The 16,254-nt window shown below is 70.1% G+C and carries 14 protein-coding genes; 11 read left to right on the forward strand and 3 right to left on the reverse strand.

Features of this window, described 5'->3' with window-relative positions; all coding sequences use genetic code 11:
* Positions 1-232: 232 nt before the first annotated feature.
* Entirely contained in the window at positions 233-1,300 is a 1,068-nt protein-coding gene (locus BLR91_RS01380) for an ABC transporter ATP-binding protein (RefSeq protein WP_089877933.1), read from the reverse strand.
* Positions 1,284-2,291: an ABC transporter ATP-binding protein gene (locus BLR91_RS01385; RefSeq protein ID WP_089877930.1), complete on the reverse strand. Its 1,008-nt coding sequence runs from the start codon at positions 2,289-2,291 to the stop codon at positions 1,284-1,286. The genes BLR91_RS01380 and BLR91_RS01385 overlap by 17 nt, the downstream gene beginning before the upstream one ends.
* A 165-nt stretch (positions 2,292-2,456) precedes the next feature.
* Here BLR91_RS01385 and BLR91_RS01390 point away from each other — a divergent pair, with 165 nt between their 5' ends.
* The 7 genes from BLR91_RS01390 to BLR91_RS01420 are packed head-to-tail and all read left to right on the forward strand — an operon-like array spanning position 2,457 to position 10,349.
* On the forward strand, positions 2,457-3,665 hold the full coding sequence (locus tag BLR91_RS01390; protein WP_089877926.1) for a dipeptidase: 1,209 nt from the start codon (positions 2,457-2,459) through the stop codon (positions 3,663-3,665).
* Positions 3,665-5,281, forward strand: a complete 1,617-nt coding sequence (locus BLR91_RS01395) for an ABC transporter substrate-binding protein (RefSeq protein ID WP_089877923.1) — start codon at positions 3,665-3,667, stop codon at positions 5,279-5,281. Before BLR91_RS01390 ends, BLR91_RS01395 begins: the two co-directional genes overlap by 1 nt.
* A 21-nt stretch (positions 5,282-5,302) precedes the next feature.
* A complete protein-coding gene (locus BLR91_RS01400) occupies positions 5,303-6,265 on the forward strand; it encodes an ABC transporter permease (RefSeq protein WP_089877920.1) in 963 nt (320 codons plus the stop codon).
* Positions 6,262-7,158, forward strand: a complete 897-nt coding sequence (locus BLR91_RS01405) for an ABC transporter permease (RefSeq protein ID WP_018192259.1) — start codon at positions 6,262-6,264, stop codon at positions 7,156-7,158. The genes BLR91_RS01400 and BLR91_RS01405 overlap by 4 nt, the downstream gene beginning before the upstream one ends.
* A gap of 14 nt (positions 7,159-7,172) precedes the next feature.
* The gene (locus BLR91_RS01410) at positions 7,173-8,345 is read left to right on the forward strand and encodes a M24 family metallopeptidase (protein WP_089877916.1); all 1,173 of its coding nucleotides are present in this window, start codon (positions 7,173-7,175) and stop codon (positions 8,343-8,345) included.
* Positions 8,346-8,397: 52 nt separating this feature from the next.
* Entirely contained in the window at positions 8,398-9,306 is a 909-nt protein-coding gene (locus BLR91_RS01415; RefSeq protein ID WP_089877912.1) for an alpha/beta fold hydrolase, read from the forward strand.
* Positions 9,237-10,349 carry an Lrp/AsnC family transcriptional regulator gene (locus tag BLR91_RS01420; RefSeq protein ID WP_231918784.1) on the forward strand — a complete coding sequence of 371 codons (1,113 nt, stop codon included), beginning with the start codon at positions 9,237-9,239 and terminating at the stop codon, positions 10,347-10,349. Before BLR91_RS01415 ends, BLR91_RS01420 begins: the two co-directional genes overlap by 70 nt.
* Before the next feature lie 291 nt (positions 10,350-10,640).
* Here BLR91_RS01420 and BLR91_RS01425 read toward each other — a convergent pair whose 3' ends face one another.
* On the reverse strand, positions 10,641-12,233 hold the full coding sequence (locus tag BLR91_RS01425) for an ATP-dependent DNA ligase (RefSeq protein WP_089877904.1): 1,593 nt from the start codon (positions 12,231-12,233) through the stop codon (positions 10,641-10,643).
* A gap of 60 nt (positions 12,234-12,293) precedes the next feature.
* On the opposite strand from BLR91_RS01425, the gene BLR91_RS01430 reads away from it, so the two are divergent.
* The 4 genes from BLR91_RS01430 (at position 12,294) to BLR91_RS01445 (ending at position 16,201) form a co-directional block, all read left to right on the forward strand.
* Positions 12,294-12,665 carry a cupin domain-containing protein gene (locus BLR91_RS01430; RefSeq protein ID WP_089877901.1) on the forward strand — a complete coding sequence of 124 codons (372 nt, stop codon included), beginning with the start codon at positions 12,294-12,296 and terminating at the stop codon, positions 12,663-12,665.
* 76 nt (positions 12,666-12,741) lie between these two features.
* A complete protein-coding gene (locus tag BLR91_RS01435) occupies positions 12,742-14,427 on the forward strand; it encodes a circularly permuted type 2 ATP-grasp protein (RefSeq protein ID WP_089877897.1) in 1,686 nt (561 codons plus the stop codon).
* Positions 14,421-15,347: an alpha-E domain-containing protein gene (locus BLR91_RS01440; protein WP_018192252.1), complete on the forward strand. Its 927-nt coding sequence runs from the start codon at positions 14,421-14,423 to the stop codon at positions 15,345-15,347. Before BLR91_RS01435 ends, BLR91_RS01440 begins: the two co-directional genes overlap by 7 nt.
* Complete coding sequence (locus BLR91_RS01445) at positions 15,344-16,201, forward strand: transglutaminase family protein (protein WP_089877893.1); 858 nt, start codon at positions 15,344-15,346, stop codon at positions 16,199-16,201. Before BLR91_RS01440 ends, BLR91_RS01445 begins: the two co-directional genes overlap by 4 nt.
* Positions 16,202-16,254: the final 53 nt, after the last annotated feature.

Consider the following 16,254-nt stretch of genomic DNA (forward strand, 5'->3'; position numbering starts at 1 on the left):
TCCTCCGTTTCCGGTGATTCATCGGCGCGGCGGAGGGATTCTCCTCCGATTCCGGCCTGCCGACGGGGTTGGCAGGAAGGGAGGAGAAACAGCGCGACTCGCCGCCGCGAGGCCGGAATCGGAGGAGATTCTGGCCGCGGCGGGCGTGGGATCCTCCGTTTCGCGCTGGTTGGTGAGGGGCGCGGGACGGACGCGGGAGGCGGGGACGGAGGCGGTGCGCCCGCGACCGCCGTCAGGCGACCGGGAGGCCGACCGCCTCCTCGGCGTGGTGGCAGGCCACCTCGCGCAGCGGGATGCCGGGACCGTCGAGCGGGCGGAGCGGCGGGACCACCGTGCGGCACTCGTCGGTCGCCATCCAGCAGCGCGGGTTGAAGCGGCAGCCCGACGGCGGGTCCACCGGCGACGGCGGCTCCCCGGCGAGGATGCGCCGCTGCGCCAGGCGGCCACGGCCCTCCCGGGTTGCGGTCGGCGTCGCCGACAGCAGCGCCTGGGTGTAAGGATGCGACGGGCTCTCGTAGAGCACGTCGGTGTCGCCGAGCTCCGCGATCCGGCCCAGGTACATGACGGCCACGCGGTCGGCGATGTGCCGGACCACCGAGAGATCGTGAGCGATGAACACGATCGACACCCCGAGGCGGCGGCGGATGTCGCCCAGGAGGTTGATCACCTGCGCCTGCACCGACACGTCGAGTGCGGAGACCGGTTCGTCGCAGACCAGGACGTCCGGGTCGAGCGCCAGAGCGCGGGCGATGCCGATTCGCTGTCGCTGCCCGCCGGAGAACTGGTGCGGGAAGCGCGTGAGCATGTCCTCGCCGAGTCCGACCAGCTCCAGCAGCTCGACGGCCCGTGCGCGCCGAGCGGAGCGGTTCATCGCGTGGGCCGCGGCGATCGGCTCGGTGACGATGTCGAGCACCGTCATGCGCGGGTCGAGAGAGGCGTACGGGTCCTGGAAGATCATCTGCACCCCCTCGCGGAGGTGCTTGCGGTCGCGCCGGCGGCCGCGTCCCACGTCGGTGCCGCGGTACGCGAGCGTGCCCTCATCGGGACGTTCGAGGCCGACGAGCATGCGCGCGAGAGTCGACTTGCCGCATCCCGACTCCCCGACGATGCCGAGGATCTCGCCGGCGTGCAGGTCGAGCGAGATGCCGTCGACCGCCGAGACGGTCGCCGGCCGCAACGCGGAGCCGGTCGCGAAACGGCGGACGAGGCCGTGCGCGCTGAGGACGACCTCGGCTTCCGGGGCGGTCGGGTCGCCGGTGCGGGAGTCGATGACGGTGCGGGTATCAGGGGACGAGTTCACCGATGAGCTCCTCGGATCGGATGCAGGCCGCCCGCCGACCGGGGGCGACCTCTTCGAGCGGGGGACGGATGCTGCGGCAGGCCTCGACGGCCAGGTGGCAGCGGGGATGGAACGAGCAGCCGGACGGGACGCGCGCCGGACTCGGCGGCGACCCGGGGATGGTGAGCAGATCCGACCCGCGCTGCGCCGCCTGCGGAACCGACCGCAGGAGGGCCTCCGTGTACGGGTGGGCCGGGCGGGCGAACACCGTGTCGGCGTCGCCGGACTCCACGATCCGGCCGGCGTACATGACGGCCACCCGGTCGGCGACCTCCATGACGACGCCCAGGTCGTGTGTGATCAGGAGCACGCCCATCCCGAGCCGGTCGCGCAGCGAGCCCAGCAGGTCGAGGATCTGCGCCTGCACGGTGACGTCGAGCGCGGTCGTCGGCTCGTCCGCGATGAGGAGTTCCGGCTCCAGGGCGATGGCCATGGCGATCAGGATGCGCTGGCGCATGCCACCGGAGAACTGGTGCGGGTAGTCGTCGACCCGGCGCTCCGGGGCGGGGATGCCGACGAGCGCGAGGAGTTCGGCCGCGCGGGCGCGCGCCTCCTTCCGGCCGGCGCCGCGGTGCACGCGGAAGAGCTCGCCGATCTGGTCGCCGATCGTCATCACCGGGTTGAGTGCCGAGAGGGCGTCCTGCAGGACGAGCGAGATGCGCTCGCCGCGGAGCCGCCTGCGCGCCTCCTCGCTCACGGACAGCAGGTCGACGTCGCCCAGGCGCAGCACGTCGGCCGTGACCCGGGTGTCCTCCTCGCCGAGGCCCATGATGGCCCGCGCGGTGACCGACTTGCCCGAGCCGGACTCGCCCAGGAGCGCCACGAACTCGCCCCGGCCGACGCGGAGGTCGACCTCGCGAACCGCGGGGATGTCCGGGCCGCCGCCGGTGAAGGCCACGGAGAGATTGCGTACCTGCAGCACGTCGGTGCTGTGCGCGTTCGATGTGTCCACGTCGACATCCTCGCATGTGAGTCGTTTCCGGAATGTTTCAATCAGGAAACATCCGTGCCGAATTTTCAAATCAATGTTGACACAGCCGCCGGATATCCGCGAGATTGGCTGCTGTTGCGCCTGATTGCGCAGCGGCCTCAACCTCACCAGGACGAAGGAGACAGCGTGCTCGACCCCGCCCCGCGCTACACGGGCTACACCGCATACGACTACCTGGAGGCCGGCAAGGACTACCGCGAGTTCCGCTACGCCAAGCAGATCAACCGGGTGCCCGAGTACGCCGGCCTCGACCTCAGCGACGACCAGGCGGAGCGCACGACGCGCCTCCTCTCCGAGTCGACGGTCATCTCCCTGCACGACCACGTGCAGGTCTTCCCCGAAGACATGACCCAGCTCCGCGACCACATCCGCCAGGGCCGCGAACCAACCGGCTACCAGGGCCTCTCGCGTTCCGGGATCACAGCGGTCTTCGACAACGGGATGGACGGCACCTGCTGCATCTCGAGCGACGCCGGCTGGAAGTACCAGGACGTGCTCTTCGACCTCGGCGTCCGCATGGCCGACCTGGCCCACCAGGACTTCGTCATCAAGGGCGAGACGATCAAGGACATCGAGTACGCCGCCGAGACCGGGCGCATCGCCCACATCTTCGCCCTCGAGGCGGCGACCCCGATCGAGAACGAGGTCGACCGGCTCGACGTGCTGTACGGCTTCGGCGTGCGCCAGATGGGCATCGCGTACTCGGAGGCGAACTACCTGGGCTCCGGGCTGAAGGAGCGCGGCGACGGCGGGCTGACGTACTTCGGCGAACGCGCCGTCGAGCGGATGAACAAGCTGGGCATCGCGATCGACGTCTCGCACTCGGGCGACCGGACGGCGGTGGATGCGATCAAGGCCTCCACCAAGCCGGTCTTCATCACCCACGCGGGAGCCCGCGGCCTGTGGCCGACGAACCGCATGAAGACGGACGAGACGATCATCGAGTGCGCCAAGCGCGGCGGTGTCATCGGCATCGAGGCCGCACCGCACACGACGCTGTCGCCCCAGCACCCGCGTCACTCGCTGGAATCGGTCATGGACCACTTCCAGTACTGCGTCGACCTGGTCGGCCTGGAGCACGTCAGCTTCGGACCGGACACCCTGTTCGGCGACCACGTCGGACTGCACGACGCGTTCTCATCCAACCTGTCCCTCGGACAGGCGCACGGGAAGGTCGACTACGAGAAGGTCGAGTACGTCGACGGCCTCGAGAACCCGGCCGAGGAGTTCTACAACATCATCGGCTGGCTGGTGAAGCACGACTACTCCGACGACGAGATCCGCGCCGTCGTGGGTGGAAACACTCTTCGGGTCCTGAAGGAGGTGTGGGTCTGATGCGCCCACGGAAGATCGCGGTCGCGGCGGCCACTCTCGCCGTCGCGGCCCTGGCGCTCAGCGCGTGTGCGCCGAGCGCACCGCCCGCGGCGAGCTCCGCCACGGCCGGCTCGGCGACGCTCACGATCGCCACGACGACCGATGTCGTCAACTACAACCCGCTCGTCGGCAACAGCCGCAGCGACTACTGGATCACCAACCTGATGTATCCGCACCTGCTGGAGATCGCGAACGACGGTTCGAAGAAGCCGCAGCTCGCCACCAAGTGGGGTTACGTGAACGACACCACCGGGTACTACGAGATCCGCGACGACATGAAGTGGAGCGACGGCCAGCCGCTCACCGCGGAGGACGTCGCGTGGACGATGAACGCGGTGAAGAAGGACAAGCCCTCCGGCACCTTCTACGGCCAGCTCGCCAACCTCGACACGGCGAAGGCGGTGTCGAAGACGCGGGTCGAGTTCACCCTGACCAAGCCGGATTCGTCGATCGTCGACGAGATCGGCTTCTGGGGCAACATCGTCCCGAAGCACGTGTTCGAGAAGGCCGACTCCGTCGCCACGTTCCCGAACGACGGCAAGGACGGCGGCTGGGTCAGCGCCGGACCGTACAAGCTGTCGGCGGTGCAGGTGGGGCAGAGCTACACGCTCGACCGCGTCGACGACTACCCGCTGGTCGAGGGAGGCACGCCGCTCTCCGCCAAGGTCGTGTACCGGGTCTTCCCGGACGTCAACACGGAGATCCTCGCGCTGCAGAGCGGTGAAGTGGATGCGATCGCCAACGCGCTGCCACCGGCGCAGGTCGCGAAGCTGAAGTCGACGAGCGGCATCACGGTCACCGAGGCGGTCGGGCTGGGCTACGCCCACATGACCTACAACATGAAGAACCCGGTGCTCGCGAAGCTCGAGGTGCGTCAGGCGCTCGCCCACGCGGTCGACTACGACGCGATCCGCAAGGTCGTGCTGCAGGGTCAGGCCGTGTCGACCGGGTCGAGCCCGCTGATGCCGGTGCTGAAGGACTACTACGACAAGTCCATCAAGGAGTACTCGTTCGACACGGACGAGGCGAGGTCGCTGATGGAGAAGGCAGGATACACGGCCGGCTCCGACGGGATGTTCCCGGTCAAGTTCCGGCTGATCTACTCGCTCCAGGACAGCGTCACCTCTCAGTGGGCGACCCTCGTCAAGGACAGCGCGGCGAAGGCGGGCATCCCGATCGAGCTCCAGGGCACCGAGCGGAACACCTACCTCGCGATGACCAACAAGGGCGACTTCGACATCTACGCCGGCAACTTCGCCATCATGGACGACCCGGTGACGAACATGACGCTCGCCTACCTCCCCGGAGGCGCCATCAACTACAGCTACGTCGACGACGCGAAGCTCAACGACCTGATCGCCCAGGGCGCCGCGACCACCGACAAGAAGGAGAAGGTGAAGCTGATGCGGGAGGCCGCGAAGATCGTGCGGGACAACGTGTACGACAACATCATGTACACGCAGAACCTGTACTTCGCGTCCAGCTCGAAGTGGACCGGGTTCGTCTCGAAGCCCAGCGAGCTGCTGTCCATCGTCAACCCGATCTCGGTCGCCAGCGCGCACCCGACCGGCAAGTAACCGAAAGCGAGGCCGACCCGCGTGTCCCGGTTCCTGTTCCTGCTCCCGAGGCTCGGGAGGGGTGTGCTCACGATCTGGTTCGCCGTGACCGTGACGTTCCTCCTGCTGCGCCTGCTGCCCGGAGACCCGGCGCTGGCGGTCGCCAGCCCGAACATGACCGAGGACACGCGGGCGGCCCTGCTCCAGCAGTACGGGCTCGATCAGCCGCTGATCGTGCAGTACGGCATCTATCTGTGGCAGCTCGTCCAGGGAAACCTGGGGGTCTCGTTCACGCAGTCGATTCCTGTGCTCGACGTGCTGATGCAGCGACTCCCGTGGACGCTGCTGCTCACCGGCACCGCTCTGGTGCTCACGGTGGCCGTCGGCATCCCGCTCGGGGTGCTGGCGGCCTCCCACCGCGGCCGCTTCCTCGACAAGGTCGTGCAGATCGTCGGCGTCACCGGCCAGTCCATCTTCGTCCCGAGCATCGGCGTGCTGCTGCTGTTCGTGTTCGGGCTGATGCTGCACTGGCTGCCGATCGGCGGAGCGTACGACCAGGACGCCTACGGGTTGGCCTGGTACGGCTCGGTGGCCAGCCATCTCATCCTGCCGGCGGTGTCGCTCATGCTGGTGCAGCTCGGCTCGTACGTGCTCACCATGCGCTCGACGTTGATCGACGCGCTGGGGGAGGACTACACGACCCTGGCCCGGGCCAACGGCCTCCCGTACCGCCGGGTGCTGTGGAAGCACGCCCTGCGGAACGCGCTGCTCCCGACCACGACGCTGATCGGGCTCCAGCTGGGCTTCCTCGTCGGCGGCGCCGTCCTCACCGAGACCGTGTTCGCCTACCCGGGCATCGGCCGCGGGATCTACGAGGCGGTCACGCAGCTCGACTTCCCGGTGCTGCAGGGCGCGTTCCTGATGCTCGCCATCACGGTCGTGGTGGCGAACATGATCACCGACACCGTCTACGGATTCCTCGACCCGAGAGTGAAGAAGGCATGACCCAGGCAGCAGTCACCGAGGCCGCGGTCGGCATCGAGCCGGTCGCCCTGGAGAACGGCCGCGCGGCCGCGCAGACCTGGCGGGCGTTCCGCCGGGAGCCGCTCGGGATGCTGGCGCTCGCCGTCCTCATCCTGCTCACCATCGTCGCGATCGCGGCCCCGCTGATCGCGCCCTATCCGCCGAGCTACGGCGACCCCGTCCTCGCGCCGCCGAGCGGCGCCCACTGGTTCGGCACCGACAGCCTCGGCCGGGATGTGTTCGGCGAGGTGGTCTGGGGGTCTCAGCAGAGCATCCTGGTCGCGGTGGCGGCCTCCGCCATCGCCATCGTCGTCGGGACCATCGTCGCCGTCGCCGGCGCGTACTTCCGCCGGCTCGACGGCTTCATCAGCGTCGTCGTCGACCTGACCCTGTCGCTCCCGGTGCTGCCGCTGATGATCCTCATCGCCGCGCTGGTCGGACCGAGCACCACCACGATCATCCTCGTCGTCGCCGCCTTCTCCTGGCCGGAGGTCACGCGGCTGGTGCGGTCGCAGGCGCTGACCGTCGTGCGCCTCCCGTACGTCGACGCCGCCCGGCTGATGACCTCCTCCCCGCTGTGGATCATCGTGCGGCACGTGGTCCCGGCGGTCACTCCTGTCATCGTCGTCTCCGTCGTCGTCACCGCCTCGCGCGCCGTGCTCTCCGCCGCGGGCCTCGCCTTCCTCGGGCTGGGCGATCCGAATGTCTGGTCGTGGGGGCGCATCCTCTACGAGGCGCAGCAGTCGGGCGCGATGTCGAGCGCCTGGTGGCTGACACTGTTCCCGTCCATCGCGATCCTGCTGCTCGTGCTCTCGGCGACGCTGCTGTCCATCGCCTACAACGACGCGCGCAACCCCAAGTCGCGTCGCCGCTGATCCGAAGGAGACCCGTGTTCCGCACCCGGCTGTCCGCCGACGCGCTCGACCGCATCCAGGACCGCGTCCGCTCCCGGCTTGCCGCCGAGGGGCTCGACGCCCTGCTGACCGACTCGCCGGAGGACGTCGCCTACCTGACCGGCTTCTTCCATCATCCGAGTGAACGGCCGGTGGCGGTGTGGATGGATGCGGAGGGTCGAACGGTCCTGCTCGTCCCCGAGCTCGAGCGGGAGAACGCGGAACGCCAGTCCGCCCGAGCCGACGTGGTGTCCTATCCCGAGTTCCCCGGTGTCCTCCCGCCGTTCCGCGCGCTCGCAGACCGTGTGGGGCGGGCCGGCCGCGTGGGGTTCTCGACCGGGATGACGTGGGAGCGGCAGGCGGCCGCGTTCGCGGAGCTCGACGCGGGCGAGGCCGTTGCGACGCCGCTGGTCACCGTGGCGCGCTACGTGAAGTTGCCCGAGGAGGTCGCCCTGCACGCCGAGGCGGCGCGCATCACCGACCTGATGCTCGAATCCGGCGTCGCCCTGATCCGCGAGCGCGTCTCGGCCGGCGGCGAGCTGCCGAGCGAGGCGGAATTGGCCTCGCATGTCGGCGGCGTCGGCGTCTCGACGATGTACGCAGAGCACGACGATGTCGTCGTCGTGTCGCCGCTCGCGGGCGGCCTCGTCTACGCGGGCGCGAACTCCGCCTACCCGCACGGGCTGCCGTCCGGGTACCGGCTGCGGCCCGGCGACACCTTCATGCTCTCGCTCGGCTGCGCCGTCGGCGGCCGCTTCGTCGAGGGGGAGCGCACCTTCGTGCTGGGCACGCCGACCGCCGACCAGCGGCGCTACCACGACGCCGTCCGGCTCGCGCAGGCCACCGGCGCCTCCGCCATCCGGCCCGGCCGCGAGTGCCGCCAGGCGAACGCCGACTGCCTCGACGTCATCCGGGAGGCGGGCCTCGGCGAGTACCTCCGCCATCGGCAGGGGCACGGCATCGGGCTCGGGATGCACGAGCCGCCGTGGCTGGAGGACGGCGACCCGACGCTGCTCGAAGCCGGGATGATCGTCTCCAACGAGCCGGGCGTCTACATTCCCGGGCACGCCGGTTACCGCATCTCCGACTCCATGCTGGTCACGGAGGACGGCGCGAGACCGCTGACCGCGTTCCCCCGCGACCTGGACCACTGCACCATCGACCTCTGAACCACTGATCTATGAACCACCGCACCACAGCACCGCCATCGAAAGGAACACCGTGACCACAGACGTCTCCCCCGAGTTCGCCGCCGCGACCACCACCGCGCAGTTCGTCGAGATCAACGGCAATCGCCTCGCCGTCGAGGTGCTCGGACCCGAGGGGGCGCCGGTGATCATCACCCACCACGGCGCGCCCGGTCTCGGTTCGCGCGCCGAGCCGCGCGCCAGCTTCGGGCGCCTGGCGGACGAGTACCGCGTCGTCGTGTTCGATGCGCGCGGCTCGGGCGAGAGCGAGGGCAACGGCGAGTTCAGCCACGAGCAGTGGGCGGCAGACATCGACGCGCTGCGCGAGTGGATCGGCGCCGACCGGATCGTCATGGCCGGCGGCTCGTACGGCGGCTTCATGTCGCTGGAGTACGCGACGCGGTACCCGGACCGGGTGCTCGCCCTGGTGCTGCGCGACACGGCCGCCGACAACTCCCACTCGGAGCTGTCCCGCAAGAACGCGCTCGCCTCCGACAGGGTGACCGTCGACATGGACAAGTTCGACCGCATCGACGAGGGCCGCGTGCGCGACAACGACGACCTCCGCGACTGCTGGCGCGAGATCCTCCCGCTGTACGACTACGTCTACGACCCGGAGGCGGTCGAACGGAAGGTCGAGGCCACCCCGTACCGCTACGAAGCGCACAACTACGCCTTCTCGAAGAACCTTCCGACCTATGATCTGAAGGGGGCGCTCCCGGGGATCACCGCACCCACGCTGGTGACCGTCGGGCGGACCGACTGGATCACGCCGGTCTCGTGCTCGGAGACGATCGTGTCGCTCATCCCGGATGCGCGGCTGGCGATCTTCGAGAAATCGGGTCACTCCCCCCAGATCGAGGAGGCGGAGGCATGGACGGACACGGTGCGGGGATTCCTGCACGAAGTGGTGCCGCCGGTGCGGAGCGCGGCGTCCGAGTGAAGGCGCTCGACACCCTCGACGACCTCGACCGCCGCATCATCGTCGCGCTCCAGCACGACGGACGAGCGAGCTGGACCGCGATCGCGGACATGGTCGGCAGCTCCTCCGCCACCGTCGCCCGCCGCGGCCAGCAGCTCGTGCAGGACGGCGTCGTGCGGATCGCCGTCGTGCCGGCGCTCGGCAGCTCCGGGCAGGTCGACACCTTCCTGGTGCGGCTGAACTGCCGTCCGGGCACGCAGCTCGAGGTCGCGGCAGCGCTCGTGGAGCACGCCGACGTCCGCTTCCTCACGCTGGTGACCGGGCAGTACGACATCATGGCCGAGGTCGTGGTGACGGGAGGGGCGGCGCACTACCCGCAACTCATCCAGCAGCTGCAGTCCATCGCCGGCATCAAGCGCTGGCGCAGCGACCTCATCATGCACGTGCACAAGGTGCGGCACGACTGGAGCCGGCAGCTGTTCGCCGAGACGATGAATCTCCCGCAGGAGGACGAGAAGGCGTCGCTGGTCGACGCCGAGATGTGCGAACCGGACCACCTCGACGAGGCCGACCGCCGCATCCTCGCCGCCCTCCGCGACGACGGCCGCGTCACCTTCCAGGCCATCGGCGACCGGACGGGCATGAACGAGTCCAGCGTGCGGCGCCGCTTCGACCGGATGCGCGCGAACCACTGCCTCGACATCCTCACGCTCGTCCCCGCGGCGGCGCTCGGGATGGGTGCGGAGACGCTGCTGCTGGTCAAGGTCGCGCCGTCGCGGCTGGAGGCGGTCGCGCAGGAGCTCTCCGGGTATCCGGCTGTGCGCTACCTCGCCTCGCTGCTGGATGACAACTCCCTGTTCTGCGAGCTGATCACGCCGTCCGTGGGGGAACTGAACCAGTTCATCTCGCACACCCTCTCGGTGCTCGACGGCGTCGAGGGCTGGACCGGCGCGATGGAACTGCTCTACCTCAAGCGCGGCTTCATCGAGACGCCGTGGTGGCGGGCACAGGTCGGCTACGCCGACGAGGCGGAGCGGCGGGAGGCGGCGCGCCTGCGGGCGTGACGCTCGCGTCCGCGTCCAGCGCGGTCGGCTCCGTCGGTGCTGCTGAAACGGAGGACATCCCGCGCGTCCGGCTCCGCGCATCCTCCGTTCGTGGCGAAACGCCGCGCGTCGCCGTGGGAAATCCTCCCTTTCCACGGCCGCCGGGGCACCTTTCCCGCGTCCGCGAGGTGGCGGGAAACGGAGGAGTTTCCGTCCGACACTCCGGCGGAATGCGGGGAACGGAGGATGCGGGGAGCCGGGCGTCCGGGAAATCCTCCGTTTCGGTGCGAGGGAGAGGCGGGTGCGGGGCGGTCACTCCCGGAGGAGGCCGCGCAGCGTTTCGATCGTGTCGGCCTCGCCTGCGTCCTTGTCGTCGCGGTAGCGCTTGACGCGGGCGAAGCGCAGGGCGATGCCGCCGGGGTAACGGGTGGAGCGCTGCACGCCGTCGATCGCGATCTCCACGACGGTCGTCGGCGCGACCCAGACCGTCCCGGCGGTTCGCCGCACCTCGATCTCCTGGAAGTGCTCCGTCTGCCAGGCGAGGAGCTTGTCGGTGAGGCCCTTGAAGGTCTTGCCGACCATCACGAAGCCGCCCGGCTCGCCGAACGCGCCCTCCGGATCGCGGGCCCCGAGGTGGATGTTCGACAGCAGCCCCTGCCGCCGCCCCGACCCCCACTCCACGGCGAGGACGACCAGGTCGTAGGTGTGCACCGGCTTCACCTTCACCCAGCTGGAGCCCCGGCGACCCGCAGCGTAGGGCGAGTCGATCGCCTTGACGACCACGCCCTCCTGCCCGGCGGTGAGAGCGTCGCGCGAGACGCGCTCGGCAACCTCCGGGTCGGCCGTGACCTCCCCGGGGATGCGGTGATCGCCGGCCACACGCTCCAACTCCGCCAGCCGGGTGGACAGCGGCTCGTCGAGCAGATCGCGGCCGTCGACGTGCAGGATGTCGAAGAACCAGGGATGCAACACCGTCTCGCGCACGGCATCTGGACCCTCAGTCGCAGGCTCCTTCGGCGCTGGGGTCGCGGCGTCGCTTCGCGCCGCCCCTGAGCTCCACCGCGCAAACCTCGACATGGTCTCCTGGAAGGGCCGGGGAGCGCCGTCCTCATCCAGCGACAGGGTCTCTCCGTCGAGGATCACGTCGCGCACCGGCAGTCGCCGCGCCACCTCGACCACCTCTGGCACGCGGTGGGTGATGTCCGCGAGGTTGCGGGTGAAGACGCGCACCTCGTCGCCGTGGCGATGCACCTGGATGCGCGCGCCGTCGAGCTTGTACTCGACCGACGCCTCGCCGGTCGTCGCGAGGGCCTCCGCCGCGCTCGGGGCGGACGCCGCCAGCATCGGGAGGACCGGTCGGCCGACGACCAGGCCGACCGCGTCGAGCTCCTCCGCGGTGCCGGTCAGCGCGAGGCGGGCGGTCTCGCCGAGGTTTCCGGACAGCATCGCCGCGCGGCGCACGCTGTCGCCGGGGCGGTCCGCGGCCCGGGCGATCGCATCCATCAGCACACCCTCGAGTGCCCCGGTGCGCATCTCGCCGAGGAGCACGCGCGCGATGAAGTCCTGCTCGCGTGCGGTGGCCTGCGCCGTGAAGTCGCGGAGGGCGCGGTTGCGCTCGCCGGCCGAGCCGGATCCCGACACCGCCGCGAGGCGGTCGAGCAGCGCGTCCAGATCGTCGACGGTCAGAGAGGCCTCCGACGCGGGTTCGCCCATCGCGCCCTTAAGCCCGCGCCAGCCGACGCCGACCCGACCCTGCCGCGCTTTGCCGACGAGGAAGCCGACGGCCGGTGCGATCTCCTCCGGGTCGAGGTCGGCGAGGAGCGCCGCGAGCGCATCCACCTTCGCCAGCCGGGAGCGAGTGGATGCGACGGTCTCGGCCGTCGTCACGAGCGTGTCGAGGAGCACGTACCCATACAACCACCGGCCTCCGACGTCGCACGGCCGGGCCGGTTCTAGGCTGAGCCCATGAACACGGTCCACAACCTCGACGCCGCCTTCGCCCTCATCCCGGAGCCCTGGCAGCCGCACCGCCTGGCGAGCGTCAACGACTACGACGTGAAGGTGGCGCGCCTGCGCGGCGAGTTCGTCTGGCACGCGCATCCCGAGACCGACGAGCTCTTCCTCGTCATCGAGGGGCGGCTCACCATCCAGCTGCGCGACGGGGATGTGGAGCTCGGTCCGCACGACGTGTTCGTCGTCCCGCGCGGCGTCGAGCACTGCCCGAAGGCCGACGAGGACGCGCTCGTCGTGATGGTGGAGCCGAAGGGGACCGTCAACACCGGCGACCGTCCGGGCGAGCGAACCGCCGAGCTGCGCGAACTCGCCGACGAGGTCTGACCGGCCGCGGACGGAGTCGAAACACTCGCAACACCACCGAAACGCGGGCGAAACGCGTCGCCGATAGCGTCTGGCCATGGGCGAGCTGTTCGGTGGATACGCGACCGCGGCGTCCGGCAGGCGTCAGGGCGGCAGCACCCCCTTCGATGAGATGTTCGCGGACGCGACAGCAGCGGAGGGCGGCATCCGCCCTGCCTATCGCGAGCTGTTCGCGGCCCTCGCCTCGCTCACCCAGGAGGAGCTGCGGGGGCGGACGGAGGCGCTGGCCAGGTCGTACCTCGCGCAGGGCGTGACCTTCGACTTCGCCGGCGAGGAGCGCCCGTTCCCGCTGGATGCCGTCCCGCGGGTGATCGAGCAGGACGAGTGGGCCCACGTCGAGGCGGGGGTCAGGCAACGCGTCCGGGCGCTCGAAGCGTTCCTCAGCGACGTGTACGGCGACCAGAACGCTGTCCGCGACGGTGTCATCCCGGCGGGGCTGATCACCTCGTCGGCGCATTTCCACCGGGCGGCGGCCGGGATCACGACGGCCAACGGCGTGCGGATCCAGGTGTCGGGCATCGACCTGATCCGTGACGAGGTCGGAGCGTGGCGCGTTCTCGAGGACAACGTCCGCATCCCGAGCGGTGTCAGCTACGTCATCTCGAACCGGCGCGTGATGGCCCAGACGCTCCCCGAGCTGTTCACGTCGATGCGGGTGCGCCCGGTCGGCGACTATCCGTATCGCCTGCTCCAGGCGCTCCGGGCGAGCGCCCCGGACGGCATGGAGAACCCGAACGTCGTCGTGCTGACCCCCGGCGTCTACAACTCCGCCTACTTCGAGCACACCCTCCTCGCCCGGCTGATGGGGGTCGAGCTGGTCGAGGGGCGCGACCTGTTCTGCTCGGGGGGTCACGTGTGGATGCGCACCACGTCGGGACCCCAGAAGGTCGACGTGATCTACCGGAGGATCGACGACGACTTCATCGATCCGCTTCAGTTCCGCGTCGACTCCGTCCTCGGCACGCCGGGCCTGATGCTGGCCGCGCGCCTCGGGAATGTGACGATCGCCAACGCCGTCGGCAACGGCGTCGCCGACGACAAGCTCGTCTACACGTACCTGCCCGACCTCATCCGCTATTACCTGGCCGAGGAGCCGGTGCTGCCCAACGTCGACACCTGGCGCTTGGAGGAACCGGAGTCGCTCGCCGAGGTGCTCGACCGGCTCGACGAGCTCGTCGTCAAGCCGGTCGACGGCTCCGGCGGCAAGGGCCTCGTGATCGGGCCGGACGCCTCCCGCGCAGAGCTCGCCGACCTTCGCGCACGTCTCGCCGCCGACCCGCGCGGGTGGATCGCTCAGCCGGTCGTGCAGTTGTCGACCATCCCCACACTGGTCGACGACGGGATGCGCCCGCGACACGTCGACCTCCGCCCGTTCGCCGTCAACGACGGCCGAGACATCTGGGTCCTCCCGGGAGGCCTCACCCGGGTCGCCCTCGCCGAGGGCCAGCTGGTGGTCAACAGCAGCCAGGGCGGCGGATCGAAGGACACCTGGGTGGTCGGCGCCGCGGCGACCGACGTGCCGGCCGACCGTTCGGGTCAGCGGCGCCCCGGCGATGCAGCGGAGGGGGCCTCCCGGGTGGCGGGAATCGTCGCCGAGCAGGCGGCGGGGCCGCGTGTCTCCGCCCAGCACGTGCCCGATCACTCTGCGGAGGACGCGCCGCGCTCCGATCAACAGCAACAGCAACAGCAGCAGGGCGTCCCCGGGGAGGTCACCTCATGCTGAGTCGCATCGCCTCCTCGCTCTTCTGGATCGGCCGCTACATCGAGCGGAGCGACGGCACGGCCCGCATCCTCGACGTTCACCTGCAACTCCTCCTCGAAGACCCGTGGATCGACGAGGACACCGCGTGCCGATCGCTCCTCAGCGTGATGGGCAGCCCGGCGCCGGAGTCCGCGATCGTTCGGGAGGACGTGCTCCGCATCCTGGCGGTCGACCGCGCGGCGCCCGCATCCATCGTCTATTCGCTCGCGTCTGCGCGTGAGAACGCCCGGCGCGCCCGCGAGATCATCTCGACCGAACTCTGGGAGTGCCTCAACACCACGACCGCGCGGATGCCGCGTCGGGTGACCAGCGACAAGGTGCACGAGTTCTTCAGCTGGGTGCGCGAGCGGGCGGCTCTCGCCGTCGGGCTGATGGAGTCCGGGGCGAGCCGCGACGAGGCCTGGCACTTCTTCACCCTCGGTCGCAGCCTGGAGCGGGCCGACATGACGGCACGCCTGCTCGCGACACGGTCGCTGACCGAGGCGAGCGGGCCGAGCTGGACGACCCTCCTGCGCTCCTGCGGCGCCTACGAGGCGTACCTGCGGACGTACCGCGGAGTGCCGTCCGCGAGGAACGCTGCGGAGTTCCTCCTGCACGACCGGCTCTTCCCGCGATCGATCCTCTACTCGGTGGCGCGCGCGGTGGACAGTCTGCGCGAGATCGAGCCGAGACTCGAGCGGGTCGGGGTCTCCGATCAGGCGGCACGGATGCTCGGGCAGGTGCGCAGCGAACTCGAGTTCCGGCCGGTGGCCGACGTGCTCGACGACCTCCCGGCCTTCATGTCCGCCATCCAGGACGCGACGAGCGCGGCGACGACGGCGGTCGCCATGCGGTACTTCCCCGAGAGCGTTGCGCCGAGCTGGACGGGGGACCGGGCGTGAAACGGCTCAGGATCGTGCATTCGACGGGCTACCGCTACGACGGCGACGTGACCGCCTCATACAACGAGGCGCGCATGCTTCCCGTCTCCGGCTCCCGGCAGCTCGTGCTCCACTCGTCCCTCGACGTGCAGCCGGTCTCCTCCCACCACCAGTACACGGACTACTGGGGCACCAGGGTCCTGGCGTTCGACGTGCTGGCCCCGCACAGCGAACTGACGATCACGGCGAGCAGTCTCGTCGAGGTGCTCGAGGCGGAGCACCCCACCTCGACTGTCGGCTGGGAGGACCTCGCCGCCGTCGTCCCGAGGTCCGCCGCGTGCGTCGAGCAGCTCCGTCAGACGGCGCTCACCGCGCCGCCGCCCTCGCTGGCCGAGCTCGCCGCATCCGTCGTGGCAGGCCTGGGACCCGAGGTCGACGGACCCTGCGCCGCCGCCCAGGCGATCGTCGCCGCCGTGTCGTCCGAGATGGAGTACGTGAGCGGAGTGACCGGCGTTCGAACCGCTGCCGCCGAGGCGTGGGATGCGCGGAGCGGTGTCTGCCAGGACATCGCCCACGTCGCGGTCGGGGCGCTCCGCTCGGTGGGGATTCCCGCGCGCTACGTCTCCGGCTATCTGCATCCTCAGGCCGACGCCGCCGTCGGGGAGACCGTCGTGGGGGAGTCGCACGCGTGGGTGGAGTGGTTCTGCGGCGGGTGGCACGGTTACGATCCGACGAACAGCATCCCCATCGGCGATCGTCACGTGCGCGTCGGCCACGGCCGGGACTACACCGACGTCACACCCCTCCGAGGTGTCTACGCGGGCGGCAGCGGGTCAGAATTGTTCGTCTCCGTCTCCATCACCCGGGAGGCATGAGTCGGCGCTGAGGATCCCTTCGCGTCGTGTTCGTTTCCCCACCCTCCCGTGAC

The organism is Leifsonia sp. 466MF, assembly GCF_900100265.1.
Taxonomy (GTDB): Bacteria; Actinomycetota; Actinomycetes; order Actinomycetales; family Microbacteriaceae; genus Leifsonia.

What these genes read in the sequence shown, in the direction of transcription:
- BLR91_RS01420 (WP_231918784.1), top strand. Translation starts at nt 9,237, where the DNA reads ATGGACGGACACGGTGCGGGGATTCCTGCACGAAGTGGTGCCGCCGGT.
- BLR91_RS01395 (WP_089877923.1), top strand. Translation starts at nt 3,665, where the DNA reads ATGCGCCCACGGAAGATCGCGGTCGCGGCGGCCACTCTCGCCGTCGCG.
- BLR91_RS01430 (WP_089877901.1), top strand. Translation starts at nt 12,294, where the DNA reads ATGAACACGGTCCACAACCTCGACGCCGCCTTCGCCCTCATCCCGGAG.
- BLR91_RS01435 (WP_089877897.1), top strand. Translation starts at nt 12,742, where the DNA reads ATGGGCGAGCTGTTCGGTGGATACGCGACCGCGGCGTCCGGCAGGCGT.
- BLR91_RS01405 (WP_018192259.1), top strand. Translation starts at nt 6,262, where the DNA reads ATGACCCAGGCAGCAGTCACCGAGGCCGCGGTCGGCATCGAGCCGGTC.
- BLR91_RS01440 (WP_018192252.1), top strand. Translation starts at nt 14,421, where the DNA reads ATGCTGAGTCGCATCGCCTCCTCGCTCTTCTGGATCGGCCGCTACATC.